The sequence below is a fragment of the Xanthobacter cornucopiae genome, from assembly GCF_043195065.2.
GTDB lineage: Bacteria > Pseudomonadota > Alphaproteobacteria > Rhizobiales > Xanthobacteraceae > Xanthobacter.
In genome coordinates this window covers 474,403-499,672 of sequence record NZ_CM195531.1, presented here as the reverse complement: position 1 = coordinate 499,672, position 25,270 = coordinate 474,403, and the positions used below count along the sequence as shown (strand labels likewise).

The following is a 25,270-nucleotide window of genomic DNA, read 5'->3' as shown; positions in this document are numbered from 1 at the left end:
CATGGCGCTCCCCCCGCCCCAGTTGCCGTCCCGCCCCGGTTCCATGCGGCGGCTCGCTCCTTCTCCCCGACGGGGGCGGAGTGCGGGCTCCCATCCGCGCCGCGCGGAGGCCATGGCGCAAGCGCCGGCTCAAGGTTCAGGGGCACCGCAAGGGATCGTCCTGTCGCGCGGACTCCATGCGCTCGACGGCGACCGGCGCACACCGGTCATCTTCCCGTAGGCGCGACCGAACGTCGGGACACCGCGGGGGCGTGGGCGTCATCTCCGGTCTGGCTCACGGAGGCGCGATGCACGCGGGAAACACTGATTGCCCCCGTTGATGAAATTGCAACCAGGGGGCCTCCGCCCCGAGCGCGCCTCACCTGGTGTGAGGCTCCACACGCTACCCACAGGCGCTCAACGCTCCAGGCCACGCTCTCCGCCAACGGCAAAGGCCAACTGCATGGCCAAGGGCGCGCGAGAGAGAAGGGTCATGAAGCCGCCATGTGGGATGGATCGTGTGCGCCTGCCGCGCTTCACGCAAACCCTGGAGGGAGGCCAATGGCGGTGAACACCAGCTCAACCGCAAGCGGGGCGCTCGCGGGCTGTCCATGATGGACTCCTGTTCCGGCCCGATCACGTCCAGAGACATCCGGCGCACACAAAAACCGGGAACAGAAGAGCAGCCCGCGCTACGCCGCACGCACCCGCCCAGGACACCAGCCTCGGCACGCCATGATCTCAAAACAACGACGCCGCCGGCCGCAGATGACCAGCGGCGCTTGCCGCGTTGAATGCCGCCGCGTATTCGCCCCCCGGGGCAACGCCATCAGAACAGGGTGAGCACCTCGGCACCGCCCCCCGAGCTGCTGGAACTGCTCGATCCAACGCCGAACAACTGGAGGATAGGATCGGAGGCGGCATTCTCGGTCGCGTCCCACAGAACGGTGAAGCGCTTCAGGAGCTTTTCCACCTTCTCCGGGTCCTGCAGATCCGCGACGTCAAACTTGGATTCGACCACCGACTTCTGAGTCTCAAGCTCCATGCTGCCCAGGTTTGCCGGCAGGCCATATACGGTCTGCACCACCTTCCACAGCGCGCTGTCGGCCAGCAACCCATAGGCGCTGCTCACGGTGGACGCCGTCCGCTTGAAATACAATGCGAGCTGCACGCCCTGGTCGGTCTGCCCCAGGCTGTCCTCGACGGACTGCTCCAGATAAGCGGAAACCACCTCGGCCGTGGTGGCCGCCGTGCTGGTCGTATCGGTCGTGTCCCCGGTGGTCGTGTCCCCTGAGGTGGTCGTGTCCGTGGAGGACGTCGTCGACCCCAGCTCGCTGAAGGCCTTCGCGAAATTCGTGAACCGCGTGTCCGTCAGCTTGTTGGCGAAACTGGAAGAATCCGACAGGTCGCTGTTCAGCACCTTGGTCATCATCGCCTTGGCATAGACCATGTCGCTCAGGCCGTAGGCCGTCATCGCGTAGCTGAAGAGGCGATAATTACTGACGAAATCATCCACCGACTTTACCTTGCCGATGTTTTCCTCGTAATACTTCGTCGCATTGGAGATCTGTGGATCAGCAGACGCCTCCTTCATAGCCGAGGCGTTGTTGTTCGCGTAGTAATTATAGGTCGCGAACGTGGATCCAAGATAAATGGTCATGGCGCGAAGCTCGACTCTGCAGCGGACTCCGGCACCCGGCGCAGATCGCAAATCCGACGCGCGCCCCCAGCGTCCTGATTGAATGGTAACATAAGCCAGGGTTGCCGGATTTTCAAGGCGAACCCTTCGTCACCCCCGACGCGCGAACGCGATGCGCCCATCCGCGCCGGGGGCCGAGACCCGTGGCCGACGGCTCAATCGAGCCTCAGGCCCATCCGCTCCGCCTGGCGCTGAACGAAGGCTTCCATCCGCTCCCGCCCGAGCGGTGTGAGACACACCACGATGCGGCGCTTGTCGTGCGGATCGGGCACCTTGTCGACCAGCCCGGCGGCCCGAAGGTCGTCGATGCGCCGCAGCGCCGTGGTGGTGGGAGCCCCGGACGCAATGCACAGGCTGGTGACCGATATCCAGCGGTTGCAGGATTCGGCCATGGCCAGGTCGAGCATCATCTCCCACGTGGGATCGCAAAACAGATCGACCTGGAAGACCGTCGCCCGGTCGGCGCGCGCCGCCACCAGGGCGCGCAGATAGTCCGACCGGTCGATGGCACCGGTGATCGTCGTGGTCGCCGGCTCGGGCGGCTCCCGCATCAGCATCAGGGCGCGGGCGATGGCGTTCGCCACCTCCTCCGGCGCGGCGGGCTTCTGCAGGAAATCGACGGCGCGCACGCGCAACGCGCTGACCACCCGGTCGATGGTGGCATGCCCGGTGAGAATGATGGCCGAAAGGGGATGACGCCGCCGGCGCAAGGACAGTTTCTGCAGCAATTCGATGCCGCCGATGCGTGGGAGGTTCAGGTCGGTGACCACCACCCGCAGGGCATCGTTCTGCCGCACGAGATCCAGAGCCTCCACCGCCGTATGCGCCGTCAGCGCCGGAAAGCCCAGCACATCAAGGCCGTAACGCATCTCGTTCAAGAAGTCGGTATCATCGTCCACCAGCAGCACACGGGGCACGCTCTGCGTCTGGCCGTCCATACACTTCTCCCCCGGCGGCCCGGCGCATCGCTCCTGGCGCTGCACCCCGGACGTCCGGCCAAGTCACGCGACCTCAGATCAGCACCATGTGACCTTAGATCAGCACATTGCCTCATGCGGCATGTCCATCGACATCGACAATACGCACCCTGCCGGGGCTAGATTTGCCATGCCACCGCTGTCTTCCGCAACCTCCTTCGTCAGAACCGAATCTGCCCTTGCGGACTGTCCAAGCGGCATGCCCACGGCCTCGCCCGCCGGCCCGGCGCAGCCACGGGCGCATCTGCGTCCGCCGCAGCCATCGCGGCTCCGGCCTGCGGCGATGGGCCAGGCTCGAGCCAGGTTTGAATGAGGTTTGGGCCAAAGGCGTCGCCGCCTTTGGCGGAAGCCCGCGGAGCGGACGCGCAACCGATGGATTTCATCGAGGCGGCGATATCACGGCATGCCCGGCTCCAGCGGCCCCGAGCCTCGCGGCCCGCACGATGAGCGGCGGACGCGCGACATCCATCCCGAGACGTGCCCGGCCATCCTGCCGCGCGCCGCCATCACCGCTGCGCGGCGCGATAGCCGAGAAGCGTTTCGCCCGAGCCGTCCGGCGATGGCGTGGGGGCCCGCCGGATGTGGTCGGCGCGATCCTCGGCGGGCGCGCATCGGCAGAACAGCTCGAAGCGGCAGCCGCCGCCTGGCGCCTCCCCGACCGAGACGGTGAAGCCATGGAGCCCGGCGATGGCGGCGACGATGCTGAGGCCCAGCCCGTTTCCATCACTGTGGCGCTCGGGCGCGGAGCGGTAGAAGCGCTTGAAGACCTCCGCGCGTTCCGCCGGCGGGATGCCCGGCCCGGTGTCCTCCACGACGATCACCGGCGCGCCCTCGCGCATGCGGAGGCCCAGGCGGACCGTCCCGCCGGCGGGCGTGAACTTCACAGCATTGTCCACGAGGTTGGCCACGGCCTCGAACATGAGGTCGCAATCGCCGGTGATCGCCGCCTCCCCGCCTGTCAGGTCCAGGGGGAGGCGGATCGCCTTCTCCTCGGCCGTCGGCTCGTAGAGCTCCGCCACCTCGCGCAGCATCGGGACGAGGTCGAACGAATGGAAGGCGGCCCGGCGGCGCTCGTGCTCGATCTCGCCGATGCGCAGCACAGCGGTGATGAGCGACAAGGTCTGGTCGAGCCAGACCAGGGCCTGGTCGATGGCCTGCTGGAACTCCTCGACGCTGCGCGCGCCGTCGCGGCTGCGCTCCAGGCGCGCGCGCAGGCGGGTGAGCGGCGTGCGCAGATCGTGGGCGATGCTGTCGCCGACCCCGCGCACCTCGTCCATCAGCCGCTCGATCTCCGCCAGCAGGGCGTTGACGCCGGCGGAGAGGCGGTCGAACTCGTCGCCGGTGCCGTTCACCGGCAGGCGGTGGCGCAGGTCGCCGCGCATGAGCTTGGCGAGCACCGCTTCCACCTTCCCCACCCGGCGGCGCGCCTGGGCCGCGAGGCCGACGCCGCCGACGACCGAGAGCAACAGCATGGGGCCCATGGCCAGCGCCAGCGCCCGCAGCATGACGCCCCGTCCGCGCTGGACCTCGTCCAGGTCATGGGAAACCACGATCCGCCGCCCGTCATCAAGGCGCAGCGCCACCGCCCGCAGCTCCTCGGAAATGTTCTGCCCGCCAAGCTGCACCGTCATCTGGATGCGGCGCGCGGCCCCGTCAGTGGGCAGGTCCGGCGGGAAATAGCCGAGATTGCCGGCCAGCGGCGTGCCTTCGACCGAGAACAGGCCGGCGAAGCGCACGCTGTGCAAATCCTCCTGCAGCCACACCTGCAGGCGGTGAGCCGCCTCGGCCGGCACCGCCGCGGCGAACCCCGCCTCGTGCAGCACGAGATGATCAAGCCGCTCGCGGGCGAAGGACACCGTCTGCCAGTAGACGAACGCGAACAGCACCAGCGACAGCAGGCTGGACCACGCGGCGATGGCGAAGGCCCAGCGGAAGGCGGTGGTCTTCAGGAGCCTACGCATCGGGCTGCAACACGAAGCCGACGCCACGGACATTCTCGATCAGGCCCGGCTCGCCGGGCGCATCGAGCTTGTGGCGCAGGCGGCCGATGTGCACGTCCACCAGGTTGGACTTGGGCACGAAATTATACTTCCACACGTCCTGGAACAGCATCGCCCGCGTGATGGTCTGCCCCGGACGGCGCATCAGATATTCGAGCAGGCGGAACTCGCGCGGCAGCAGGTCGATTTCCCGCGCGCCGCGCCGGGCCGCGGCGGAGATCAGGTCCAGCTCCAGCGAGCCCACCCGCAGCAGGGTCTCCTTCGGCTCCGCCGGCCGCCGCAGGAGGGCCTCGATGCGCGCCGCCAGCTCGGCGAAGGCGAAGGGCTTGACCAGATAATCGTCGCCGCCCGCCCGTAAGCCACGGATGCGCTCGTCCACGCTGCTGAGCGCGCTCAACACCAGCGCCGGAGTGCGCACGCCCTCGCTTCGCAGCTCCTGAAGCACGCTCAGCCCATCCTGTCCCGGCAAAAGCCGGTCGGTGACGAGAATGTCCCAGGCGCGCTCCCGCGCGAGGTCGAGGCCGGAGGGGCCGGTGGCGGCCCAATGCACCTCGTGCCCGCGCCCGCGCAGGTCGCCGAGCACCTCCTCCGCCGTCTCCCGGTCGTCCTCGATCAGCAGCACCTTCGCCATCACGCGTGCCCCTCGCCGGGTTCTCCCGCCCATCCGCCCGGCTGATGGAAACAGTCATAGCGCATTCCCACGGGAGATAACTCTAAACTCGAATTTAATGGCTTCGCCGCGCGCCGTGGCCTCTAACCCAGGGATAAGGACGACTGGTGAAAGTGAAGCTCTAAAGGGTGCAAGACCATCTCATCGCGAATGAGGTCTGCACCCATCTCAGGGAAGCTTTCGAACGCCATCCGCTGCCGCATATCTGCGCCTCCTGGGATACATGGGCATGAAAAACATTCTTCGCGGCATCGTCGGCGTCATCGCCCTGGCTGCGCTCGGCATGGCCGCATCCCATTACATGCCCCTCACGGCGGCGGAGGCGCCGGCGGAGCCGATCGCGGCCACGCCGGTGCCCGACCCCGGCCTCGTGACCCTCGACGCGGCGACCCGCCGCGACCTCGGCATCACCACCGCCCCGGCGGACGCGCGCGAGATCCGCAAGATCGTCCGCACACCCGGCACGGTGGCCTTCGACGAGCGGCGCATCGCCCGCGTGAAGGCGCGCACCCAGGGCCGCGTGCTGTCCCTCGCCGTGCGCCCCGGAGACGCCGTGAGCGCGGGCGCCGTGCTCGCGACCCTCGACGCGAGCGGGGTGCTGGACGCGCGCAACGGCCTCGCCGCCGCGCGGGCCGCGCTGGCCGAGGCGCAGGTGGCCGAGAGGATCGCCGAAACCGCGCTGGACCGGGGCAATGTCCTCATCCAGAGCGGGCGCGTGGCCCAGATCGACCTGGAGCGGCGGCAGGTGGATGCGGCCAAGGCCCGCGCCGCCGTGCAGTCGGCGCAGGCGCAGGTGGACCTCTATGCCGCCCAGTACCAGCGGCTGGCGCCGCCGCCGGGGGAGGAGCCCGGCACCAGCGCCATCGTCTCGCCCATCTCCGGCGTGGTGGTGGATCTCGGCGTCACCCTCGGCGACGTGGTGGACGCGACCCGTGATGCGCTGACCGTCGCCGATCCCTCCCAGGTGCTGGTGAAGGCCAATCTGTTCGGCGACGACATCTCGCTCGTCAAGGCGGGCGACCCGGCGGTGGTGGCGGCGCCCGGCGTGCTGGACGGCAGCTACGCGGGGCGCGTCGCCTCCGTGAACCCCGCCCTCGACATGGCCACCAACACCGCCCTCGCGCGCGTCGAGATCGGCAATGCCGGCGGGGCGCTGAAGGCCAACATGTACGTCACCGTCGAGATCACCGCCGACCTCGGCCGGCGCGGCGTCACTGTGCCCGCCGGCGCCGTGCAGCAGACCGAGGAGGGGCCCATCGTCTTCGTGGAGCGAACCGACGGCGCGTTCGAGCGGCGGGCGGTGAAGCTCGGCCTCCAGCGCACCGACTGGGTGGAGGTGCGCGAGGGCGTCGCCGCGGGCGAGATCGTCGCCGCCGAGGGCTCCTTCGCCCTCAAGGCCGTGCTGCTGCGCGCCCTCCTGGGCTCCGGCGAGTGAGGAGACACCCATGAAGGCCTGGTTCTCCCTTCTCATCGCCCGCCGCCGGCTGATCCTGGTGCTGGTGCTCGCCGGCGCGCTGGCGGGGCTCGTCAGCCTCAGGGCCCTTTCCGTGGATGCGGTGCCGGACATCTCGCCCAAGCAGGTGATGATCCTCACCCAGTCTCCCGGCCTCGGCCCGCTGGAGGTGGAGCGGCTCGTGACGTTCCCGGTGGAGAATGCGCTCGCCGGGGCGCCGGGGCTCGACAGCGTGCGCTCGGTCTCGCGCTTCGGCGTGTCGGCGGTCTATGCCACTTTCGAGGACGGGGTGCCGCTCGCCCAGGCGCGCGACGACGTGTTCCAGCGCCTCACCCAGGCGAAGGCGATGATGCCGCCCGGCGTGGGCGAGCCGCAGATGGGCCCCATGGCCACCGGCCTCGGCGAGGTCTACCAGTTCGAGGTGCGCGGGCCCGGCCATTCGCCCATGGCGCTGCGGCGCCTGCTGCAATGGACCATCGCGCCGCGCCTGCGGCTCACGCCTGGCGTCGCCGACGTGAACATCTACGGCGGCGAGATGCCCACCTACGAGGTGCGCGTCTCCTCCGACGCCCTGCGCCGCTACGGCGTCACCATGGCCCAGCTCTTCACCGCGCTGGAGCAGAACAATTCCGCCCGCGGCGGCGCCTACCTCAGCCACAACGACCAGCAGGAGGTCATCCGCGGCCTCGGCCTTGTGCGGACCATGGGCGACATCGCCGACATCGTGGTCGCCACCGGCGAGGGCGGCGTGCCGATCACGGTCCGCACCCTGGGCGAGGTGGTGGAGGCGCCCAAGGTGCGCCTCGGCGCCGTCACCCACGACGCGGCCGGGGAGACCGTGGTGGGCGTGGCGATGATGCAGTACGGCGCCAACGCCAGCGCCGTGGTGGGGGCCATCAAGGCCACCGTGGCGGAACTCGCAGCCCAGCTGCCGCCGGGGGTGGAGATCCGCCCCTTCTACGACCGCAGCACCCTGGTGGAGCGCACCATCACCACGGTGACGCACAACCTCATCGAAGGCGCGGTGCTGGTCGTCGTGGTGCTGCTGCTGATCCTCGGCAACCTCCGGGCCGGGCTCATCGTGGCCGCCGCCATCCCACTGTCCATGCTCATCGCCTTCGCCGGCATGCGGGCCCTGGGCCTTTCAGGCAACCTCATGAGCCTCGGCGCCATCGACTTCGGCCTGATCGTCGACGGTGCAGTGGTGATGATCGAGAACATCATGCGCCGCCGCGCCGAGGAGCCGGGCCGCAACGCCTATGAGGTGATCCGCGACGCCACCGCCGAGGTGGCCAAGCCCATCGCGTTCGCGGTGGCCATCATCATCGTCGTCTACGTGCCCATCCTGTCGCTGGACGGGGTGGCCGGCAAGATGTTCCGCCCCATGGCCATCACCGTCATCCTGGCGCTCGCCGGCTCGCTGGTGCTGACCATGACGGTGATCCCCGCCCTCGCCGCCCTGTTCCTGGCGCGCGGGCGCATCTCGGAGCATGAGACGCGCCTCGTGCGGGCGGCGCGCTGGCTCTACACCCCCACGCTCCGGCGCGCGACCCGCCATCCGGCGATGACGGTGGCGCTCACCCTCGCGGTGTTCGGCGCCAGCGTGGTCCTGGCCGGCCGGCTCGGCGGCGAGTTCCTGCCCAAGCTCTCGGAAGGCTCCATCGTCATCACCTCGGAGAAGCTGCCGGGCATCAATCTGGAAGCCTCCGTGCGCACGGTGAACCGCATGGAGCAGGTGCTGAAGGCGTTTCCCGAAGTCAAGCGCGTGGTCTCGCTCACCGGCAGCGCCGAGATCCCCACCGATCCCATGGGGGTCGAGGCCACCGACAGCTTCATCACCCTCGCCGACCCCGCCACCTGGACCACGGCGCACACTCCGGACGAATTGGTGGCCGCCATCGACGAACGCCTGCGGGCCAAGGTGCCGGGCGTCGCCTTCAGCTTCTCCCAGCCGATCCAGATGCGCATGGACGACCTGCTGGAAGGCGTGCGCGGCGACGTGGCCATCAGCCTCTACGGCGACGATCTCAAGCTGCTGCGGGAAAAGGCCGACGAGATCGTGCGGGTGGTGTCGGGCGTCGAGGGGGCGGCGGATGTGAAGGCGGAATCCCAGGCCGGACAGCCTTCCGTCTCCATCGCCATCGACCGCGCCATGGCCGCGCGCTACGGCATCAACGTCTCCGAGGTGCTTGACGTGGTCGAGAGCATCGGCGGGCGCACGGCCGGCATGGTCTATGGCGACGACAATTCCATCACCGATATCGTGGTGCGCGTGCCGCCCGAGGACCGCAGCGATGCCGAGCGCCTGCGCAACCTGCCGGTGGGCCGCTCGGGCCGCGCCATGGTGCCGCTCTCCCGCGTCGCCTCGGTGGAAGTAGCCTCCGGGCCGGCCCAGGTGAGCCGCGACCGCCTGCAGCGGCGCATCTCGGTGCAGGCCAACGTGCGCGGCCGCGACGTGAAGAGCTTCGTGGCGGAGGCGGAAGCCGCCGTCGCCGCCAGGGTGAAGCTGCCGCCGCGCTATTCCATGGTCTGGAGCGGCCAGTTCCAGAACATGCAGGATGCGACCGCCCGGCTCGCCATCGTGGTGCCGGCGGCCATGGCGGCCATCGCCGTCGCCCTGGTGGTGATGTTCGGCGATGCGCGGGTCGCCGCCCTCATCTTCCTCAACGTGCCGGTGGCCGCCACCGGCGGCATCATCGCGCTCTACCTGCGCGACATGCCCTTCTCCATCTCCGCCGCCATCGGCTTCATCGCCACCTTCGGCATCGCCATCCTGAACGGCGTGGTGCTGATGAGTTATGTGCGCGACGAGGAGGCGCATGGCCTCTCGCCCCGCGCCGCCGCCCAGAAGGCCGCCGCCATGCGCCTGCGCCCGGTGCTGATGACGGCCCTGGTGGCGAGCCTCGGCTTCCTGCCCATGGCGGTCTCCACCAGCGCCGGGGCGGAGGTGCAGCGCCCGCTCGCCACCGTGGTCATCGGCGGGCTGGTTTCGGCCACCCTGCTCACCCTGGTGGTGCTGCCGGTCATCTATCCCTACGTCGCGACCTTCGATTTGCGCCGACCCTGGGCGCGCCAGCCGCGCCGCCGGCGCGTGCCCGGCCAGGAGCATGCGCCGGCCGCCGCCAACACCCCCGCGCGCCTCGACACGGGCGCGGCCTGATCGGCCGCGACCCGATCCCCTCGGCAGCCACCGGCCCGCCGTCCGCATTTCATGCCATCACATTGAGGAGCAAGACCCATGAAGACGTCCATTCGCAGGCGCCCGATCCTTTCCAGGGGCACCATTCTCGCCTGCGCTTTTCTCCTGTCGGTGCCCTTCGCCGACAGCGCCAGCGCCCTCGACCCTCGCCCCCGCACCTACCGGGAGCGGGCGAAGCATGATTTCAGGGACGTCCAGCTCGGCCTCTGCCATCCGGCGGACGGGACGGGAGCACCGAAATCCGCCAAGTGCGCCGATGCCCCTCGCCCGGCGGATGCAAGACAAAGCGCTGATAAATAATATAGTCACGCACTCTCGCGCGCATTCTGGAAGCACAGGCGTTGCGCCTCTTCCTCAAGGTGCCGCACCCCGGCACGCGGGTTGGCGCAGGGCCCCTGCGCGATCAGGCGCGACCGACTCGCGGGGCCCGCAGCACATCGCCCCGCGACCGGTCGCGGGGCGATGCCTTCATCCATGGTATCGAAGCGCCTCCACCAGCGCGGCGAACGCGGCGGAGGGCTGTCGCCGGCTCGGATAATAGAGGTAATAGCCCGGAAACGACGGGCACCAGTCCTCCAGGACGCGAACGAGGCGCCCCTCCGCGAGATGGCCCTCGACCTGATCCTGCATGACAAAGCCGAGCCCCAGGCCGGCGGTGGCGGCGCATACGATGATCCGCACGCTGTCGAGGGTGAGTTGGCCCTCGACGCGCACGCGCACGTCGCGGCCCTCCTTCTCAAGCTCCCATGCGTAGAGGCCACCGGAACTCAGCATGCGCAGGTTGATACACACGTGCTCGGCAAGATCCTGCGGCGTGCGCGGGAGCGGATGTCTCTCGAAATAGGCGGGCGAACCGACCACGACCATTCGGACATCCGGCCCAATCCGCATGGCGATCATGTCCTCGGCCAGCGCCTCGCCCAGCCGCACGCCGGCATCGAATCGTTCGGCCACGATATCGGTCAGCCTGGAATCGATGCTCAGTTCGACATGGATGTCGGGATAGCTCGGCAGCAGCTTCTCGATCACCGGCAACAGGATGGTCTCGGCGGCATGCTCGGACGTGGTGATGCGGATCGTGCCGGCGGGCTTGTCACGGAGCGCGCTCAGCGAATCCAGCTTCGCGCCGATGCTCTCCAGGGCCGGCCTCAGGGTGCCGAGCAGCCGTTCGTCCGCCTCGGTCGGCGAAACGCTGCGGGTGGTGCGGGTCAGCAGGCGCACGCCGATCTGCGCTTCAAGCCGCCGGATTGTGTGGCTCAATGTCGACTGAGAGGCGCCGAGTTTCGCTGCGGCGCGGGTGACGCTCCTCTCCTCCGCGACCGCGACGAAGGCCTGGAGGTCCACCAGATCCTCGCGCCGCATTCATGAACCTCCGATATAACTTCATGCCATTTACAGCAGCTCATCGTCACAATGACTCACGATTAGCCTGTGGGATGTGGTCGAGGGCCCGTGCGGTCACGCGCGCGGCGCGGACGTACGGCCCGAAAACGTCCCCCTGTCGCGAAGGAGCAGATCTGATGCTGGGAACCATTCTCTGCCGGGCGACGTGCGTTGCGAGGAGGCTCCCGAGCCGAAGATCCTCCATACCACCGACGCCATGGTCCGCCTGTCGGCAAGCTGCATCTGCGGATCGGACCTGTGGCCCTTCCGCGGCCTGAACGCCATCGCCGCGCCGATGGCGATGGGCCAAGAGTACTGCAGCATCGTCGATGAGGTCGGCAGCGCTGTCACGACCGTTCGCCCGGGCCAGTTCGTCGTCGGCTCGTTTTGCCTGTCGGACAACACCTGCCCGCATTGTCGCTTCGGCTTCCAGTCGCCCTGCGAGAAGCGCGCGTTCATGACCGGAGCCCAGGCGCCGCTGGCGCGCGTCCCGCTCGCCGACATCGCCGATGGCTACCGCGCGATGAACGAGCGGCGCGCGATCAAGACGCTCCTGCGCGTCTAACAGCCGACGCCGGCGGTCGAGGAGACGATGGAGGCGCTCCACGATATGGTGAAGGCCGGCAAGGCCCGCTACATCGGTGCCTCCTCCATGTGGGCCTGGCAGTTCGCCAAGATGCAGTACACCGCCCGGCTCAACGGCTGGACCCGCTTCGTCTCCATGCAGCACCAGTATAATCTGGTGCAGCGCGAGGAAGAGCGCGAGATGTTCGGCCTGCTGGCCGATCAGGGCGTTGGCTCGATGCCGTGGAGCCCGCTGGCCGCCGGCCTCGTGACCCGGCCATGGGGCGACAGGAGCACCACCCGCGGCGCGGAAAATCCGGTGGCCGACATGTTCGGCCGGCCACTGTTTCAGGACAGCGACAAGGCGATCGTGGACGCGGTCCAGAAGATCGCGGGCGCGCGCGGCGTCTCCATGGCGACGGTCGGCATGGCCTGGGTGCTGAAGCATTCGTGCGTCACGTCGCCGATCGTGGGTCCCACCCGGCCGAAGCATCTTGACGATGCGGTCGCCGCGCTCGATCTCCAGCTCACCGACGACGAGGTCGCCGCGCTGGAACGGCCCTACACGCCGCGTCTGCCGACGTATTTCTGAGCTGTCGCCGATCGCCGGCGGCAGGACCGGAAAGAACCCGGGACGCCGCAGCGCGCGAGGCTCGTTTCCGGCGCCGGCGACGGCGTGGCCTGAGAGGGAACACAATGAGACCGCATGTCATCTGCCACATGATCGCGTCACTGGACGGGAGCCTGCATCCCAGCCGCTTCACGACCAGCCCCGACGGCACCCGGGCGGAGTGGTCGAGCCTCTATGAACAGGTCCACCAATCGCTCGCGGGCGATGCCTGGATCGTCGGCCGGGTGACCATGGCGGAGATGAGCAAGGCTGGCCCGCATCCGCCGCCGCGGCCGGGCGCGGTGGATCGGCCCCACCATTTCGCCGCGCGCGCGGCGGGCAGCTACGCCGTGGCGCTCGATCCGTCCGGCAAGCTCCACTTCGCCGGCCCGGACGTCGGCGGCGACCCGGTCGTGGTGCTGCTTGGACACGACGTGCCCGACAGCCATCTCGCCGAGCTCGCCGCCGACGGCATCTCCTATATCGTCGCCGAGACGGCCGGCATGGATCTCGCCGCGATGCTCGACGTGCTGGGTCGCGAACTCGGCATCCACCGGCTGCTGCTGGAGGGGGGCGCCACCATCAATGGCGGCTTCTTCGCGGCCGGCCTTGTCGACGAGCTGAGCCTGCTCGTCGCCCCCGCCCTCGACGGCAGGGCGGGGCATCAGGGTTTCGTCGCATTCGGGCCGGACGGCCTCGCTGGCAGGGTGCAGCTCGCGCTCACCTCCTGCGACAGCGTCGGGCACGGCGTCGTTCACCTGCGCTACACGGTGACGGCGAGCAAGCCGGCGTGACCCCAGGGGCAAACTGGCGCCCCCATGCAAGGAGGCGCGCGAGGGCAGGAGGCGCGCCACCGCGCGCCCCGCCGAAACCTCGCGATGTTCCGGCAGGACCCTCGCGCCGCCGTGGGCCAGCGGTGCTCAGCGGCCAGTGGTGGCCATGAGCTGCGCGGGATAGCGTTCCCCCTCGATGTCGATGCCCGCAAGCGCGTGACGGATCTCGGCGAGATCCGCCGGATTGAGCGCCACATCCACGGCGCCGAGGTTTTCGGCGAGCCGGTGCGGCTTGGTGGTGCCTGGAATTGGGACAATCCAGGGCGTCTGCGCCAGCAGCCAGGCCAGCGCGATCTGTGCCGGCGTCGCCTTCTTCTCGGCCGCGATGCGCGTGAGGAGATCGATCAGCGCCTGGTTCTTCTCCATGGCCTCGGGCGTGAAGCGCGGCAGGATCTTGCGGAAGTCGCTCTCGGCAAGCGCGGTGTCCTTGCCCATCGTGCCGGTCAGGAACCCCTTGCCGAGCGGGCTATAGGGCACGAGGCCGATGCCGAGCTCCTCGCACGCCTCCAGGATGCCGTTGGTCTCCGGTCCGCGCGTCCACAGCGAGTATTCGTTCTGCAGGGCCGTGACCTTCTGGACGGCATGGGCCCTCCGCACGGTCTGCGCGCCGGGCTCGGACAGGCCGAAGTGCCGCACCTTGCCGGCCGCGATCAGATCCCGCACGGCGCCCGCCACGTCCTCGATCGGCACGTCCGGATCGACGCGGTGCTGATAGAAGAGATCGATGACGTCCGTCTGCAGCCGTTTCAGTGATGCATCCGCGACGGCCCTGATCTGCTCCGGGCGGCTGTTCATGCCTGCCATCTTGCCATCGACGATGTTGAAGCCGAACTTGGTGGCGATCACCACCCGTTCGCGGACAGGCTTCAGCGCCTCGCCGACGATCTCCTCGTTGGTATAGGGGCCGTAGACCTCGGCCGTGTCGAAGAAGGTCACGCCCAGATCCACCGCCTCGCGGATCAACGCGATGCTGTCGCGCTTCGCCAGCGCATGGCCGTAGCTGAAGTTCAGCCCCATGCAACCGAAGCCGATGGCGGAAACCTCGAGCCCCTCCCTGCCGAGTACGCGCTTCTGCATTGCCCATCCTCCGTCCATGCGGTGCCTGCCCGTTGCCAGGATGGCCGAAAGATTAAGTCCGTCAGCGGCCATGGATTAGCGTCACGAAACGGCATGGCCTCATATCTGAAATTCATGAATGGAGGCCTCCGCCGGGGCCCGCCGCACCCAGCCGCAGGGGCCTCCACCCGAACGCGGGAACCGTCGATCCTCGCGGTGTCGCCACCTGGGCGGCCGACACCGCTTCCGGCCGCCGCTCCCCCGGTCAGCCCGCCAGCGCACGAAACGGTTGTAGGGGGTGTACGCGAACACTGGCGCGTCAACCGATCCCGCCGCATCGCTCAGGCCCGATGGTCCCGAGCTTGCCTCACGACACGCCGACACACGCAAAGGCATGGGGAAACGGCCTAACGCACCCGCTGCCGGGCCAGCCATTGGGTGGGTGTCACCCCGAGTTCTGTGCGGAAGGCGCTGCGCAGCGCATGGGCATCCGGGAAGCCGCAGCGGATGGCCACATCGTCAAGGCCGCGCGCTCCGCCGACAAGGAGTTCCTGCGCCCGGGCGAGCCGCGCCCGTTTCAGCCATTCCCCGAGGTTACCCCCGGTTCGTGCCCGAATATGGCGCGTCAGGGTGCGGCGGCTCATGCCGGCGCGCTCCGCCAGATCGTCCAGGGCCGGCGCCGCCATGGGATTGGTGCGCAGCGCTTCCAGAATTTCTGTCACGCGACGGTCCGCCGATGTGCCGATGGCCGGCCGGTCGATCAGTTGCGGTTGTTCACCCATGCGCTGGGGCGCGACGACCAGATGGCGCGCGACGCGATTGGCCTCGCTTGTCCCGGACATCCGGGCCAGCAGATGGAGGCAGCAATCCAGCCCCGACGCGACACCGGCGGAGGTCAGCACCTGCCCTTCGTCGACGAAAAGCGCGCCCGCATCGACCATGACCTTTGGATACCGCTCGGCGAAGGCCGCGGCGCGCGCCCAATGCGTGGTGGCGCGCCGTCCATCGAGCAAGCCGGCCTCCGCCAAACCGAATGCCCCCAAGCAAAGACCCACGACGACCGCCCCGCGCATCTGCGCCGCACGGAGTTCGGCCACGATGTCGATGGAGACCGGCTCATCGGCATCCCGCCATCCGGGGAGAACGACGACATCGGCCTCCCGTGCGGCCTCGAGCGGACGGGAAGCTTCGATCGTCAAGCCGCCGCTGGCCGCGAACCGAGGCACGCGCGCGCATACCTCGATCCGGTGTTCGCCCGCGACGAAGGGTTCGCCGAACACCGCGAGCGGCGTGGAGAGCATGAACGGGCTGATGCCGTCATAGGCGAGAACGGCCAGGCGCATTGGCCTGATCTACACGAATAATGTCCATCAGGCCACTGACGACGACGCGCTCCAGCCCGTAGAGGTGGGGCAACCCAAGGAGCCTTCCAATGACCCACACCCTGCTCGTGATCGACATCCAGAACGACTATTTTCCCGGCGGCGCTCTGCCGCTGTGGCAGGCGGAGGAGACCGAAGCGCGGATCGTGGCCGCCATCGGCAAGGCGCGCGCCAGTGGCGACAGGATCGTCCTGGTGCGCCATGTGTCCAAGGCGCCGACGGGCCTGTTTGCCGCCAACGGCACCGGCGCCGACATTCGCCCGGCGATCCTCAACGCGGCGGGCGACGCCCCGATCGTGACCAAGACCTATGCGGACGCCTTTCAGGATACCGATCTTGCCGGCCATCTCGCCGGAACCCGCGACCTGCTGGTCTTTGGAATGATGACCCAGAACTGCGTCGTCTTCACCGCCCTGTCGCGCCTCGCCGATGGATTTGACGTGCAGGTCGTCGGCGATCTGTGCACCGCGCCCATCGAGGTCGTCCATCGGATCGCGCTGAACGCGCTCGGCTCGAAGCTTCGGGTATCGAACGCCGCCGAGATCTGGAGCTGATCGCCGCGTCCTGGCCGCTGGACATCGAAGGCCAAGGGGGGTGGATGCGCCGCCTGGCCTTCGCCCCTCGCGAACCCGGCCGATGGTCCCGGACGCCGGCGGCGAGCGCGCAGGGCGGCGCGGGATTTCGCGGCAGTGAGGGGGGAACGTCACGATCTCGGTCGAAGGGGGCGGCAACGGGCCCGCGGCAGCGCCGCCCAGCCGCACGGCGGTGACACGCTCTTCGCCCGGATCGCGGCGCACGCCGGCCTGGTCCTGGAGCTGGTGGAGGCGACCTGGCGGCAAGCCGGCGGCCGCCGCTTGAGCGGGGCCGGCGATCGCAGGGCGCCAGCAGCGGCAGCGGCGTTCCTCTCGCCCGCACCCCGGGATTGACGGAACGCGCGCGCTCCCCTAACCCCTGGCCCCTTGCTCCTGTCCTTGCCCCAACAGTTGAAGAAACCGCCGCGCCCCATGGCCGAGACTGCGCAGAAGTCGCCCCGCATCTCCTTTGTGTCCCTCGGCTGCCCCAAGGCGCTGGTGGATTCGGAACGCATCGTCACGCGCCTGCGCGCCGAGGGCTACGAACTCACCAAGACCCACGCCGGGGCCGATCTCGTTATCGTGAACACCTGCGGCTTCCTCGACAGCGCCAAGGCCGAAAGCCTCAAGGCCATCGGCGATGCCCTGGCTGAAAACGGCAAGGTGGTGGTCACCGGCTGCATGGGCGCCGAACCCGAGCAGATCGTGGCCGCCCATCCCGACGTGCTCGCCATCACCGGGCCGCAGCAGTACGAAAGCGTACTCGCGGCGGTGCATCAGGCGGTGCCCCCGCAGCACGACCCGTTCCTGGACCTCGTGCCTGACCAGGGGGTGAAGCTCACCCCGCGCCACTATGCCTACCTCAAGATTTCCGAGGGCTGCTCCAACCGCTGCACCTTCTGCATCATCCCGAAGCTGCGCGGCGACCTGGTGTCGCGTCCGGCCGGCGAGGTGCTGCGCGAGGCGGAAAAGCTGGTGAAGGCGGGGGTGAAGGAGTTGCTCGTCATCTCGCAGGATACCTCCGCCTACGGGCAGGACCTGCGCTATGCCCCGAGCCTGTGGACGGGCGCCGACGGCGAGCGGGAGGTCGCGACCCGCTTCCTCGACCTGGCCGCCGCGCTGGGCGAGCTCGGCGCCTGGGTGCGCCTGCATTATGTCTATCCCTACCCCCATGTGGACCCGGTGATGGACCTGATGGCGGCCGGCAAGGTGCTGCCCTATCTCGACATTCCCTTCCAGCACGCGAGCCCCTCGGTGCTGCGGCGCATGAAGCGGCCCGCCTCCCAGGACAAGACCCTGGCCCGCATCAAGGCCTGGCGGGAGGCCGTGCCGGACCTCACCCTGCGCTCCACCTTCATCGTCGGCTTCCCCGGCGAGACCGAGGCCGAGTTCCAGGAGCTGCTCGACTTCCTGCAAGAAGCCGAAATCGACCGCGCCGGCGCCTTCAAGTTCGAGCCGGTGGCCGGCGCCCCCGCCAACGCCTTGGACAACCCGGTGCCGGACGAGGTGAAGGCGGAGCGCCACGACCGCTTCATGCGCGCCCAGCAGGCGGTGTCCGCGCGGCGCCTGAAACGCAAGGTCGGGACCCGCCAACAGGTCATCATCGACGCCGTGACGCCCACCGGCGGCATCGGCCGCACCAAGGGCGACGCGCCGGAGATCGACGGCACTGTGACCGTCTCGGCGCGCCGGCCGCTGCGGGTGGGCGAGATCGTCAGCGTGAAGATCGAGGCCTCCGGCCCCTACGACCTGTCGGGCACCGCCGCCGGCTTCTGAGGCCGGCCCCGTCGGCGGGCTGCGGGGCTGGCTGGCGGGCCCCCGGCTCTCCCCGCACATGCCCCCCATGGGAACTGCGCCCCCGCCGCGCTGCACGCCTTCGGCCAATGCTGATGCGCAGGCCAATACTGTTGCGGAGGCCAATGCTGATGCGGAAGAGCGGGCGGCCGCCCCGCCCGGGATGACATGCACAGCTCGCCGCGCCGCCCGGCGCGAAAAGGCAAAACGCCCGTCCGGGGAGCCGAACGGGCGTTGCAAGCATCAAGCGGACGGCCGGGGCTCAGCCCTCGTCGTCGTCCGTATGCTCCGGCGGCACCAGCCCCTGGAGGCCGGCCAGCAGCTCCTCCTCGGTCATGCGGTCGAGCATGACATCGCTGTCATCACCGCCCGACTCGCCGGATGCGATGAGCGGAACCGCCTCGGGCTCGGGCTCGTCCACCTCGGTGTATTTCTGCAGCGAGTGGATCAGATCTTCCTTGAGATCCTCCGGGCTCACCGTCTCGTCCGCGATCTCGCGCAGCGCCACCACCGGGTTCTTGTCGTTGTCGCGATCGATGGTAATCTGGGCACCCGAGGAGATCATGCGGGCGCGATGGGCGGCGAGCAGCACCAGTTCGAACCGGTTGTTCACCTTGTCGATGCAATCTTCAACCGTGACGCGCGCCATGGGCTCGGCACTCCCTCATGCGCGATTGCGCTGGATCATAGCCTGGGAAGAGGGCGTCGATACAACACTTCACCAATTGGAGCAAGCGGCGGGTGCCTTTTTCGCTTGCGTTGAATCGGCCTTCGTCGGAGAAAGGCAGCGGACGGCACGGGATACAGCCGTTCCAGCGTTACGCCCATCCCATTCGACCGGCGGAATTTTTTATGCAGGGCCTTGAAAAGATCGCTCTTCTCATCGATGGCGCTAATCTATACTCCGCGACCAAGGCGCTCGGCTTCGACATCGACTACAAGCGCCTTCTGAAAGAATTCCAGAGCCGCGGGTACCTCCTGCGCGCGTTTTATTATACGACGCTGATCGAGGATCAGGAGTATTCCTCCATCCGCCCGCTGCTCGACTGGTTGGATTACAACGGCTATTCCGTGGTGACCAAGCTGGCGCGCGAGTTCACCGATGCCCAGGGCCGCCGCCGCGTGCGCGGCAACATGGACATCGAGATCGCGGTGGATGCCATGGAACTCGCCGGGCACGTGGACCACATCGTCCTGTTTTCCGGCGACGGCGACTTCCGCTCGCTGGTGGAGGCGCTGCAGCGGCGGGGCATCCGTGTGTCGGTGGTCTCCACCATCTCCACCCAGCCCCCGCTCATCGCCGACGACCTCCGGCGTCAGGCCGACATCTTCATCGACCTGGTCGACCTCCAGCCGAAGATCGGCCGCGACCCGGCCGAGCGACAGGGCCGCATGCAGGAAACCCCGCGCTTCCTGGAGCGCCGCGGCGCCCCCGCCAGCCCCGACTCCGACGGCTGCTGAGCGCGCGCCATGGCGCGTCCGGTTCCGGCCGAGCCCGCGGCTGATTGTCCGCTATGCCCGCGCCTCGCCGCCTTCCGCGACGAGTGGCGCGGGGCCGAGCCCTCATGGTTCAATGCTCCGGTGCCGGGCTTTGGGCCAGAGAACGCGCGCCTGCTCATCGTCGGCCTCGCGCCCGGCCTGCGCGGGGCCAACCGGACGGGGCGGCCGTTCACCGGCGACTATGCCGGCGACCTGCTCTACGGCACCCTCCTCGATTTCGGCTTCGCCACCGGCACCTATCAGGCCCGGCCCGATGACGGACTGGCGCTGAGGGACGCGCGCATCGTCAACGCGGTGCGCTGCGTGCCGCCGCAGAACAAGCCGACGCCGGACGAAATCCGCACCTGCCGGCGCTTTCTTTCCCCCGCCTTCGCGACCCCGCATGTCAAGGCGGTGGTGACGCTGGGCAAGATCGCCCACGATTCCACGCTCGCCGCGCTCGGCGCCAAGGCCTCCCACCTCAAGTTCGGCCATGGCGTCTCGGGCGAGATCGGCGGTCTGCGGGTGTTCGCGAGCTATCACTGCTCGCGTTACAACACCAACACGGGCGTGCTGACGCCCGCCATGTTCCATGCCGTGTTCCGCGATGTGCGGGCGTTCCTGGCCGGCTGACGGCGCCGGACCGTTCGCGCAGCCTTCTCGTGACGGGCCGAAGACCCGCGCGGCGGCGTGTCATACCAAGGGCCTGTGAGCTTGACTCATGGGCCTTTGGCCGAGCCCCCGCGGCGCTTGAGCGAACCCACTTGGCACCGGTCGAGATCGGGGCCGATGGTATCAGGCCTCAGCCCCACCGCGCCGGGCCAGCAGATGGGCCAGCACCGCCGCCGCATTCTCATGGGGCGGAAACACCGGATAGAAGACGTGAGAAATGGCCCCCTCGTCAACGATGAGGGTGATGCGCTTCAGCAGCCGCGCGCCGTCCACCTCGAACGTGGGCAGGCGGATGGCGCGGGCCAGTTCGTGCCGATGATCGGACAGCAGCGGAAACGGCAGCCCCAGGCGCTCGGCCACCTCCTTCTGATAGGCCGTGTCCTGCACCGAAAGGCCGAACACGTGCTCCACGCCGGCAGCGCGCAGATCCTGGTAATGGTCGCGGAAGGCACACGATTGCGGGGTGCAGCCGCGCGCGCCGGGAATGGCGTCCCACCCCTCCGGAAGGGGCTCGCCAGGCACGCCGGTGCGCGGATACACATAGACCACCGCCCGGCCCGACAGGGCCGACAGGTCCACCGCCCGCCCGTCGGTGGCGGCGAGCGCGATGATGGGCAGTTCCAGGCCCGGCAGGTGATCGGCGGCGCCATCGTCCTGCGGCGCGGGCAGGTCAGGCGGCAGGGTCTGGTAGTGGGTCATGGGCGGCCTCTCCGGGGCATGTCGATGATCGCGCCGGGCATCAAAGCAGCGGCGGCGCGCAACGCGCAAGACCGCAGGCGCAGATGCGCGGGCGGCCCGCAGCGGCGGCTCCGGGCCTATCCCCGGTCGCGCATGATGCGTGCCTTGTCGCGGGCCCAGGAGCGCTCCTTCTGCGCCTCCCGCTTGTCATGGGTCTTGCGGCCCTTGGCGAGGCCGATCTCCACCTTGGCGCGGCCGCGATCGTTGAAATAGATCTTCAGCGCCACCACGGTCATGCCCTCGCGCTCCACCGCCTGCCCGAGCTTGGCGATCTGGCGCTTGTGCAGCAGCAGCTTGCGAGGCCGCCGGGTCTCGTGGTTGAAGCGGTTGGCTTCCAGATATTCCGGGATGTAGGCGTTGTAGAGCCACATCTCGCCATTCTTCTGCGCGGCGTAGCTCTCACCGATGGTGGCCTTGCCGGTCCGCAGGCTCTTGACCTCCGTGCCGGTCAAGGCGACGCCGGCCTCGAACACCTCCTCGATGGCATAATCGAACCGGGCCCGCCGGTTGTCCGCCGCCACCTTGCGGGGGGCGTCCTTCTTCTTGTCGCTCATGCTCAGAACCTGATGTCTGCGGCCCCGGCAGACAAGGGGCGCCCGCCGGAAAAGACGGACGCCGCGCCGGATCTTAGGCTCAATCGATGAGCCCTGCGTGAACCATGGCCGACCGAACCACCGCCTGCGTCGCCTCGCTGACCGGAACCATGGGCAGGCGCACGTCGGCGGTCATCTTGCCGAGCAGCGAGAGGGCGTATTTGGTGGGCGTCGGGTTGGTCTCCACGAACAGCGCCGTGTGCAGCGGCATCAGCGTGTCCTGGATGGCGAGGGCGGCAGCGAAGTCGCCCTTGAGACAGGCCTCCTGGAACGTCGCGCACAGGCGCGGCGCCACGTTGGAGGTTACCGAGATGCAGCCATGGCCGCCATGGGCGTTGAAGCCAAGGGCGGTGGCATCCTCGCCGGAGAGCTGGATGAAGTCCGGCCCCAGCACCTGCCGCTGCAGCGACACCCGCGCCATGGAGGCGGTGGCATCCTTCACGCCCACGATGTTCTTGATCTCGAACAGGCGCGCCATGGTCTCCACCGACATGTCGATCACCGACCGGCCGGGGATGTTGTAAATGAAGATGGGCAGGTCCACCGCGTCGGCGATGGCCTTGAAGTGGTGGTAGAGCCCTTCCTGGCCGGGCTTGTTGTAATAGGGCGTCACCACCAGCAGGGCGTTCGCGCCCACCTTCTGGGCGTGCGTGGCGAGGCCGATAGCCTCGGCGGTGTTGTTGGAGCCGGCGCCGGCGATCACCGGCACCCGGCCGGCGGCCTGCTCGACCGCCCAGGACACCACCTTGTTGTGCTCATCGTGGCTCAGGGTCGGGCTCTCGCCCGTGGTGCCCACCGGCACCAGGCCATGCGTGCCCTCCGCGATCTGCCAATCCACGAACGCGCGAAACGCTTTCTCGTCCAGCGCCCCGTCGCGGAACGGAGTGACAAGGGCGGTGAAGGAGCCGCGGAACGGCGACGGGGACGGGATGGGCGACATGGCGGGCGCCTTGGTTCCTGAAGGACTGGGTTGAACCGCGAACACGGCTCCCGGATGACGCCATTGTGATGACGCCGCCGAAGGCCATGACAGCCCCCGGCCGGGACGGCGCGGAAACGATCCCATAGCCTGTCGCGGGCCGTCCGGAAAGGGGCACGGCGCAAAGCCGCGACAAGCCGCGCTTTCGCCGCCTTCGCCGGGCAGGTTGCAACGCCAGGGTGAGGCGCGCGCGACACGGGCAAGCCGGATCCGGCGATCTGGTTAGGGTTTCGTAAAGGCACCTCGCCCACCATGGCGGCCACCCTTGAAGAGCGCCCCGCAGTGCGAGGACCCCTGATGTCGCCCTTTTCGAGCCTGATCTCCGCGAGCGCCCTGGCGATCACCGTCGCCCTGGCCGGCGTCGCGCATGCAGCCACGGAAGCGGCCCCCGCGCCCACCGCCAAGCCGTCGTCCGCGAAGCCGTCGTCCGCCAAATCGTCCTCCAGCACATCGTCGAAGGACGCCAAGGGGACCGCTGCCAAGAAAGGCGACGCCAAGGCCTCGGACAGCAAGGCGTCTGCATCCAAGACCGCAACGTCCAAGGCTGCCGCAGCCAAGCCGGCCGCAACCAAGGCCGGTGCCAAGACCACCGAAAAGAAGGGCTCGGACACCACCGGCTCCGTGAAGACCGCATCGGTCGCGGCCAAGCCGAGCCTCGCCCGCGCCGCGGCGCCGGCATTGGCGGCCCCCACGCTGGCCGCATCCTCCGCCATGCCCACCGGTGAGCTCGGCACGCTGCGCGCCGCCGTCGCCGCCGCCAAGGGGGGACGCGCCAGCGAGGCCATGTCCGCCGCCAGCCAACTCGACGATCCGGTGGCGCGCAGCCTGGTGACCTGGCTGGTCATCCGCCACGCGCCGAATGACCTGGGCTTCGACAACATCAACGAATTCCTGCGGGAAAAGCCCGGCTGGCCCACCCCTTCCACCCTGCGCCAGCGGGCCGAGCGGGTGCTGTTCCAGGAAAATCGCGATCCCGCCCGCACCCGCGCCTTCTTCGCCGAGCGTCCGCCCATCACCGGCGAGGGCAAGGTGGCGCTGGCCCGCGCCCTCATCGTTTCCGGCAACCGCTCCGACGCGGTGGACTGGGTGCGCGAGGCGTGGCGCGAGGACCTGCTGAACGAGCGGTTCGAAAATACCATCATGGACGAGTTCGGCTCGGTGCTCACCCGCACCGACCACAAGCTGCGCGCCGACCGCTTCAGCTACAAGCCGGACCCGGAGCGCGCCCTGCGCGCGGCCTCCCGCGCCGGCTCCGACGTGGTGGCCCTTACCAAGGCGCGGCTCGCCATCGCCCGCAAGGACGGCAACGGCAGCGCCCTGCTCGGCGCCGTGCCGTTCACTCTCGCCAACGATCCCGCCTATCTGTTCGCCAAGGCCCAGCTGCTGCGCCGCGCCGACAAGCCGCAGGAAGCCGCGCGCGCCCTGCTGGGCGGCGCCGCCGCCGCCGAGGCCAATGCCGATCCGGACGAATGGTGGATCGAGCGCCGCCTGGTGGCGCGCGAGTTGCTCGACGCCGGCGATCCGCAGACCGCCTACAAGGTGGCGGCGACCGGCGTCGCCCCCAAGGCCGACAACTACCGCGCCGAGCAGCAGTTCACCGCCGGCTGGATCGCCTTGCGCTTCCTGAAGGACCCGCGCACGGCGGCGGCGCATTTCGCCCGCATCGGCCATGGGCAGAAGCACCCCATCACCCTGTCGCGCGCCGCCTATTGGCAGGCGCGGGCGGCCGAAGCCATGGGCGACACCGGGCGTGCCCGCGCCGCCTATGAGGAAGCGGCGCGCTTCCCCGCCACCTATTATGGCCAGCTCGCCCGCACCCAGCTCGGCCAGTCGCCAGTGGTGCTGCGCACGGCACAGGTGTCGTTCCAGGACCGCAACGAATTTCCGCGCATCGAGCCGGTCAAGGCGATCCGCCTGCTCTATGCCATCGGCGACCGGGACACGCCGCTGACCATCTATTACGACCTCGCCTGGCGCATGGAGGATTCCGGCCAGCTCGCCCTGCTCGCCAACCTCGCCGAAGCCAATGGCGACGCCCGCGGCGCCCTGGTGGTGGGCAAGGAAAGCATGGCCGAGGGCCACCCCCTGGAGCAGGAAGCCTTCCCCACCTTCGGCCTGCCCGCCTACAGCTCCATCGGCATTCCGGTGGAAAAGGCGGCGGTGTATGCGGTGGCCCGGCAGGAGAGCCAGTTCAACCCGCGCACCCTCTCCAGCGCCAAGGCCATGGGCCTGATGCAGGTGACCCCGGCGGCCGGCCTCGAGGTCTCCCGCAAGACCGGAGCGCCTTACAACGAAGCCCGCCTGATGAGCGACCAGTCCTACAACGTGCAGTTCGGCGCCGCCGAGCTGGGCGAACTGGTGAAGAACTACGACGGCAATTTCGTGCTGGTGTTCGCGGCCTACAATGCCGGGCGCGGCAGCGTGCGCAAGTGGATCGACCGTTATGGCGACCCGCGCGACCCCAATGTGGACGTGGTGGACTGGGTGGAGCTGATCCCGTTCGCCGAAACCCGCAATTATGTGCAGCGGGTCATGGAGAACTACCAAGCCTACAAGGTTCGCTTCAACAGCCCCAACAAGCTGCAGATGGAAGCGGACCTGCGCGGGACGCGCTGAGGCGGGGCCTCTGGCCCCGGCT

The 25,270-nt window shown here is 68.9% G+C and carries 19 protein-coding genes and 2 pseudogenes; 10 read left to right on the top strand and 11 right to left on the bottom strand.

Annotated features, from left to right (window positions below):
* Positions 1–808: 808 nt before the first annotated feature.
* The 4 genes from V5F53_RS02220 to V5F53_RS02205 form a co-directional block, all read right to left on the bottom strand.
* A complete protein-coding gene (locus tag V5F53_RS02220; protein WP_393996841.1) occupies positions 809–1,639 on the bottom strand; it encodes a DUF1217 domain-containing protein in 831 nt (276 codons plus the stop codon).
* Positions 1,640–1,833: 194 nt separating this feature from the next.
* Positions 1,834–2,661, bottom strand: coding sequence for a response regulator (locus V5F53_RS02215; protein ID WP_509212834.1), 828 nt, complete (start codon positions 2,659–2,661; stop codon positions 1,834–1,836).
* 500 nt (positions 2,662–3,161) lie between these two features.
* A complete protein-coding gene (locus V5F53_RS02210) occupies positions 3,162–4,616 on the bottom strand; it encodes a sensor histidine kinase (protein ID WP_393996839.1) in 1,455 nt (484 codons plus the stop codon).
* A complete protein-coding gene (locus V5F53_RS02205; protein ID WP_393996838.1) occupies positions 4,609–5,286 on the bottom strand; it encodes a response regulator transcription factor in 678 nt (225 codons plus the stop codon). Before V5F53_RS02205 ends, V5F53_RS02210 begins: the two co-directional genes overlap by 8 nt.
* 268 nt (positions 5,287–5,554) lie before the next feature.
* Here V5F53_RS02205 and V5F53_RS02200 point away from each other — a divergent pair, with 268 nt between their 5' ends.
* On the top strand, positions 5,555–6,760 hold the full coding sequence (locus tag V5F53_RS02200) for an efflux RND transporter periplasmic adaptor subunit (protein WP_393996837.1): 1,206 nt from the start codon (positions 5,555–5,557) through the stop codon (positions 6,758–6,760).
* A 10-nt stretch (positions 6,761–6,770) separates the two neighbouring features.
* Entirely contained in the window at positions 6,771–9,938 is a 3,168-nt protein-coding gene (locus tag V5F53_RS02195) for an efflux RND transporter permease subunit (RefSeq protein ID WP_393996836.1), read from the top strand.
* Between the two features lie 507 nt (positions 9,939–10,445).
* Here V5F53_RS02195 and V5F53_RS02190 read toward each other — a convergent pair.
* Positions 10,446–11,339, bottom strand: coding sequence for a LysR family transcriptional regulator (locus V5F53_RS02190; protein WP_393996835.1), 894 nt, complete (start codon positions 11,337–11,339; stop codon positions 10,446–10,448).
* A gap of 175 nt (positions 11,340–11,514) precedes the next feature.
* On the opposite strand from V5F53_RS02190, the pseudogene V5F53_RS02185 reads away from it, so the two are divergent.
* From V5F53_RS02185 to V5F53_RS02175, 3 genes and pseudogenes are all read left to right on the top strand, one after another.
* Positions 11,515–11,862 (top strand): annotated as a pseudogene (locus tag V5F53_RS02185) (alcohol dehydrogenase catalytic domain-containing protein); the annotation flags it as partial.
* 69 nt (positions 11,863–11,931) lie between these two features.
* Positions 11,932–12,516, top strand: a pseudogene (locus tag V5F53_RS02180) (aldo/keto reductase); the annotation flags it as partial.
* 104 nt (positions 12,517–12,620) lie between these two features.
* Positions 12,621–13,328 carry a RibD family protein gene (locus tag V5F53_RS02175; RefSeq protein ID WP_393996834.1) on the top strand — a complete coding sequence of 236 codons (708 nt, stop codon included), beginning with the start codon at positions 12,621–12,623 and terminating at the stop codon, positions 13,326–13,328.
* Positions 13,329–13,454: 126 nt separating this feature from the next.
* Here V5F53_RS02175 and V5F53_RS02170 read toward each other — a convergent pair whose 3' ends face one another.
* A complete protein-coding gene (locus V5F53_RS02170; RefSeq protein WP_393997027.1) occupies positions 13,455–14,444 on the bottom strand; it encodes an aldo/keto reductase in 990 nt (329 codons plus the stop codon).
* 386 nt (positions 14,445–14,830) lie between these two features.
* The gene (locus V5F53_RS02165) at positions 14,831–15,766 is read right to left on the bottom strand and encodes a GlxA family transcriptional regulator (protein WP_393996833.1); all 936 of its coding nucleotides are present in this window, start codon (positions 15,764–15,766) and stop codon (positions 14,831–14,833) included.
* An 89-nt stretch (positions 15,767–15,855) separates the two neighbouring features.
* On the opposite strand from V5F53_RS02165, the gene V5F53_RS02160 reads away from it, so the two are divergent.
* Both V5F53_RS02160 and rimO read left to right on the top strand, forming a co-directional pair.
* A complete protein-coding gene (locus V5F53_RS02160) occupies positions 15,856–16,359 on the top strand; it encodes a cysteine hydrolase family protein (protein WP_393996832.1) in 504 nt (167 codons plus the stop codon).
* Positions 16,360–16,809: 450 nt separating this feature from the next.
* Positions 16,810–18,153 (top strand): 30S ribosomal protein S12 methylthiotransferase RimO, encoded by a 1,344-nt coding sequence (gene rimO / locus V5F53_RS02155; RefSeq protein ID WP_393996831.1) that lies wholly within the window; start codon positions 16,810–16,812, stop codon positions 18,151–18,153.
* A gap of 280 nt (positions 18,154–18,433) precedes the next feature.
* On the opposite strand, the gene rpoZ is transcribed toward rimO, so the two are convergent.
* Complete coding sequence (gene rpoZ, locus V5F53_RS02150) at positions 18,434–18,820, bottom strand: DNA-directed RNA polymerase subunit omega (RefSeq protein WP_393996830.1); 387 nt, start codon at positions 18,818–18,820, stop codon at positions 18,434–18,436.
* Positions 18,821–19,023: 203 nt separating this feature from the next.
* On the opposite strand from rpoZ, the gene V5F53_RS02145 reads away from it, so the two are divergent.
* On the top strand, positions 19,024–19,632 hold the full coding sequence (locus V5F53_RS02145; protein WP_393996829.1) for a LabA-like NYN domain-containing protein: 609 nt from the start codon (positions 19,024–19,026) through the stop codon (positions 19,630–19,632).
* Between the two features lie 9 nt (positions 19,633–19,641).
* On the top strand, positions 19,642–20,283 hold the full coding sequence (locus tag V5F53_RS02140) for a uracil-DNA glycosylase (protein WP_393996828.1): 642 nt from the start codon (positions 19,642–19,644) through the stop codon (positions 20,281–20,283).
* A 162-nt stretch (positions 20,284–20,445) separates the two neighbouring features.
* Here the strand turns inward: V5F53_RS02140 and V5F53_RS02135 are convergent, their stop codons facing one another.
* From V5F53_RS02135 to dapA, 3 genes are all read right to left on the bottom strand, one after another.
* Complete coding sequence (locus V5F53_RS02135; protein WP_393996827.1) at positions 20,446–21,021, bottom strand: peroxiredoxin; 576 nt, start codon at positions 21,019–21,021, stop codon at positions 20,446–20,448.
* A 116-nt stretch (positions 21,022–21,137) separates the two neighbouring features.
* Positions 21,138–21,614, bottom strand: coding sequence for an SsrA-binding protein SmpB (gene smpB, locus V5F53_RS02130; protein WP_393996826.1), 477 nt, complete (start codon positions 21,612–21,614; stop codon positions 21,138–21,140).
* A gap of 79 nt (positions 21,615–21,693) precedes the next feature.
* Complete coding sequence (gene dapA, locus V5F53_RS02125; protein WP_393996825.1) at positions 21,694–22,593, bottom strand: 4-hydroxy-tetrahydrodipicolinate synthase; 900 nt, start codon at positions 22,591–22,593, stop codon at positions 21,694–21,696.
* Positions 22,594–22,929: 336 nt separating this feature from the next.
* Here dapA and V5F53_RS02120 point away from each other — a divergent pair, with 336 nt between their 5' ends.
* The gene (locus V5F53_RS02120; protein WP_393996824.1) at positions 22,930–25,248 is read left to right on the top strand and encodes a lytic transglycosylase domain-containing protein; all 2,319 of its coding nucleotides are present in this window, start codon (positions 22,930–22,932) and stop codon (positions 25,246–25,248) included.
* The last annotated feature ends 22 nt before the right edge of the window (positions 25,249–25,270 follow it).

Coding starts and splice junctions, on each gene's coding strand:
- V5F53_RS02195 (WP_393996836.1), top strand. CDS start 6,771: ATGAAGGCCTGGTTCTCCCTTCTCATCGCCCGCCGCCGGCTGATCCTG.
- V5F53_RS02135 (WP_393996827.1), bottom strand. CDS start 21,021: ATGACCCACTACCAGACCCTGCCGCCTGACCTGCCCGCGCCGCAGGAC.
- V5F53_RS02200 (WP_393996837.1), top strand. CDS start 5,555: ATGAAAAACATTCTTCGCGGCATCGTCGGCGTCATCGCCCTGGCTGCG.
- V5F53_RS02170 (WP_393997027.1), bottom strand. CDS start 14,444: ATGCAGAAGCGCGTACTCGGCAGGGAGGGGCTCGAGGTTTCCGCCATC.
- V5F53_RS02210 (WP_393996839.1), bottom strand. CDS start 4,616: ATGCGTAGGCTCCTGAAGACCACCGCCTTCCGCTGGGCCTTCGCCATC.
- V5F53_RS02220 (WP_393996841.1), bottom strand. CDS start 1,639: ATGACCATTTATCTTGGATCCACGTTCGCGACCTATAATTACTACGCG.
- rpoZ (WP_393996830.1), bottom strand. CDS start 18,820: ATGGCGCGCGTCACGGTTGAAGATTGCATCGACAAGGTGAACAACCGG.
- V5F53_RS02140 (WP_393996828.1), top strand. CDS start 19,642: ATGGCGCGTCCGGTTCCGGCCGAGCCCGCGGCTGATTGTCCGCTATGC.
- rimO (WP_393996831.1), top strand. CDS start 16,810: ATGGCCGAGACTGCGCAGAAGTCGCCCCGCATCTCCTTTGTGTCCCTC.
- smpB (WP_393996826.1), bottom strand. CDS start 21,614: ATGAGCGACAAGAAGAAGGACGCCCCCCGCAAGGTGGCGGCGGACAAC.
- V5F53_RS02160 (WP_393996832.1), top strand. CDS start 15,856: ATGACCCACACCCTGCTCGTGATCGACATCCAGAACGACTATTTTCCC.
- V5F53_RS02175 (WP_393996834.1), top strand. CDS start 12,621: ATGAGACCGCATGTCATCTGCCACATGATCGCGTCACTGGACGGGAGC.
- dapA (WP_393996825.1), bottom strand. CDS start 22,593: ATGTCGCCCATCCCGTCCCCGTCGCCGTTCCGCGGCTCCTTCACCGCC.
- V5F53_RS02165 (WP_393996833.1), bottom strand. CDS start 15,766: ATGCGCCTGGCCGTTCTCGCCTATGACGGCATCAGCCCGTTCATGCTC.
- V5F53_RS02205 (WP_393996838.1), bottom strand. CDS start 5,286: ATGGCGAAGGTGCTGCTGATCGAGGACGACCGGGAGACGGCGGAGGAG.
- V5F53_RS02120 (WP_393996824.1), top strand. CDS start 22,930: ATGTCGCCCTTTTCGAGCCTGATCTCCGCGAGCGCCCTGGCGATCACC.
- V5F53_RS02145 (WP_393996829.1), top strand. CDS start 19,024: ATGCAGGGCCTTGAAAAGATCGCTCTTCTCATCGATGGCGCTAATCTA.
- V5F53_RS02190 (WP_393996835.1), bottom strand. CDS start 11,339: ATGCGGCGCGAGGATCTGGTGGACCTCCAGGCCTTCGTCGCGGTCGCG.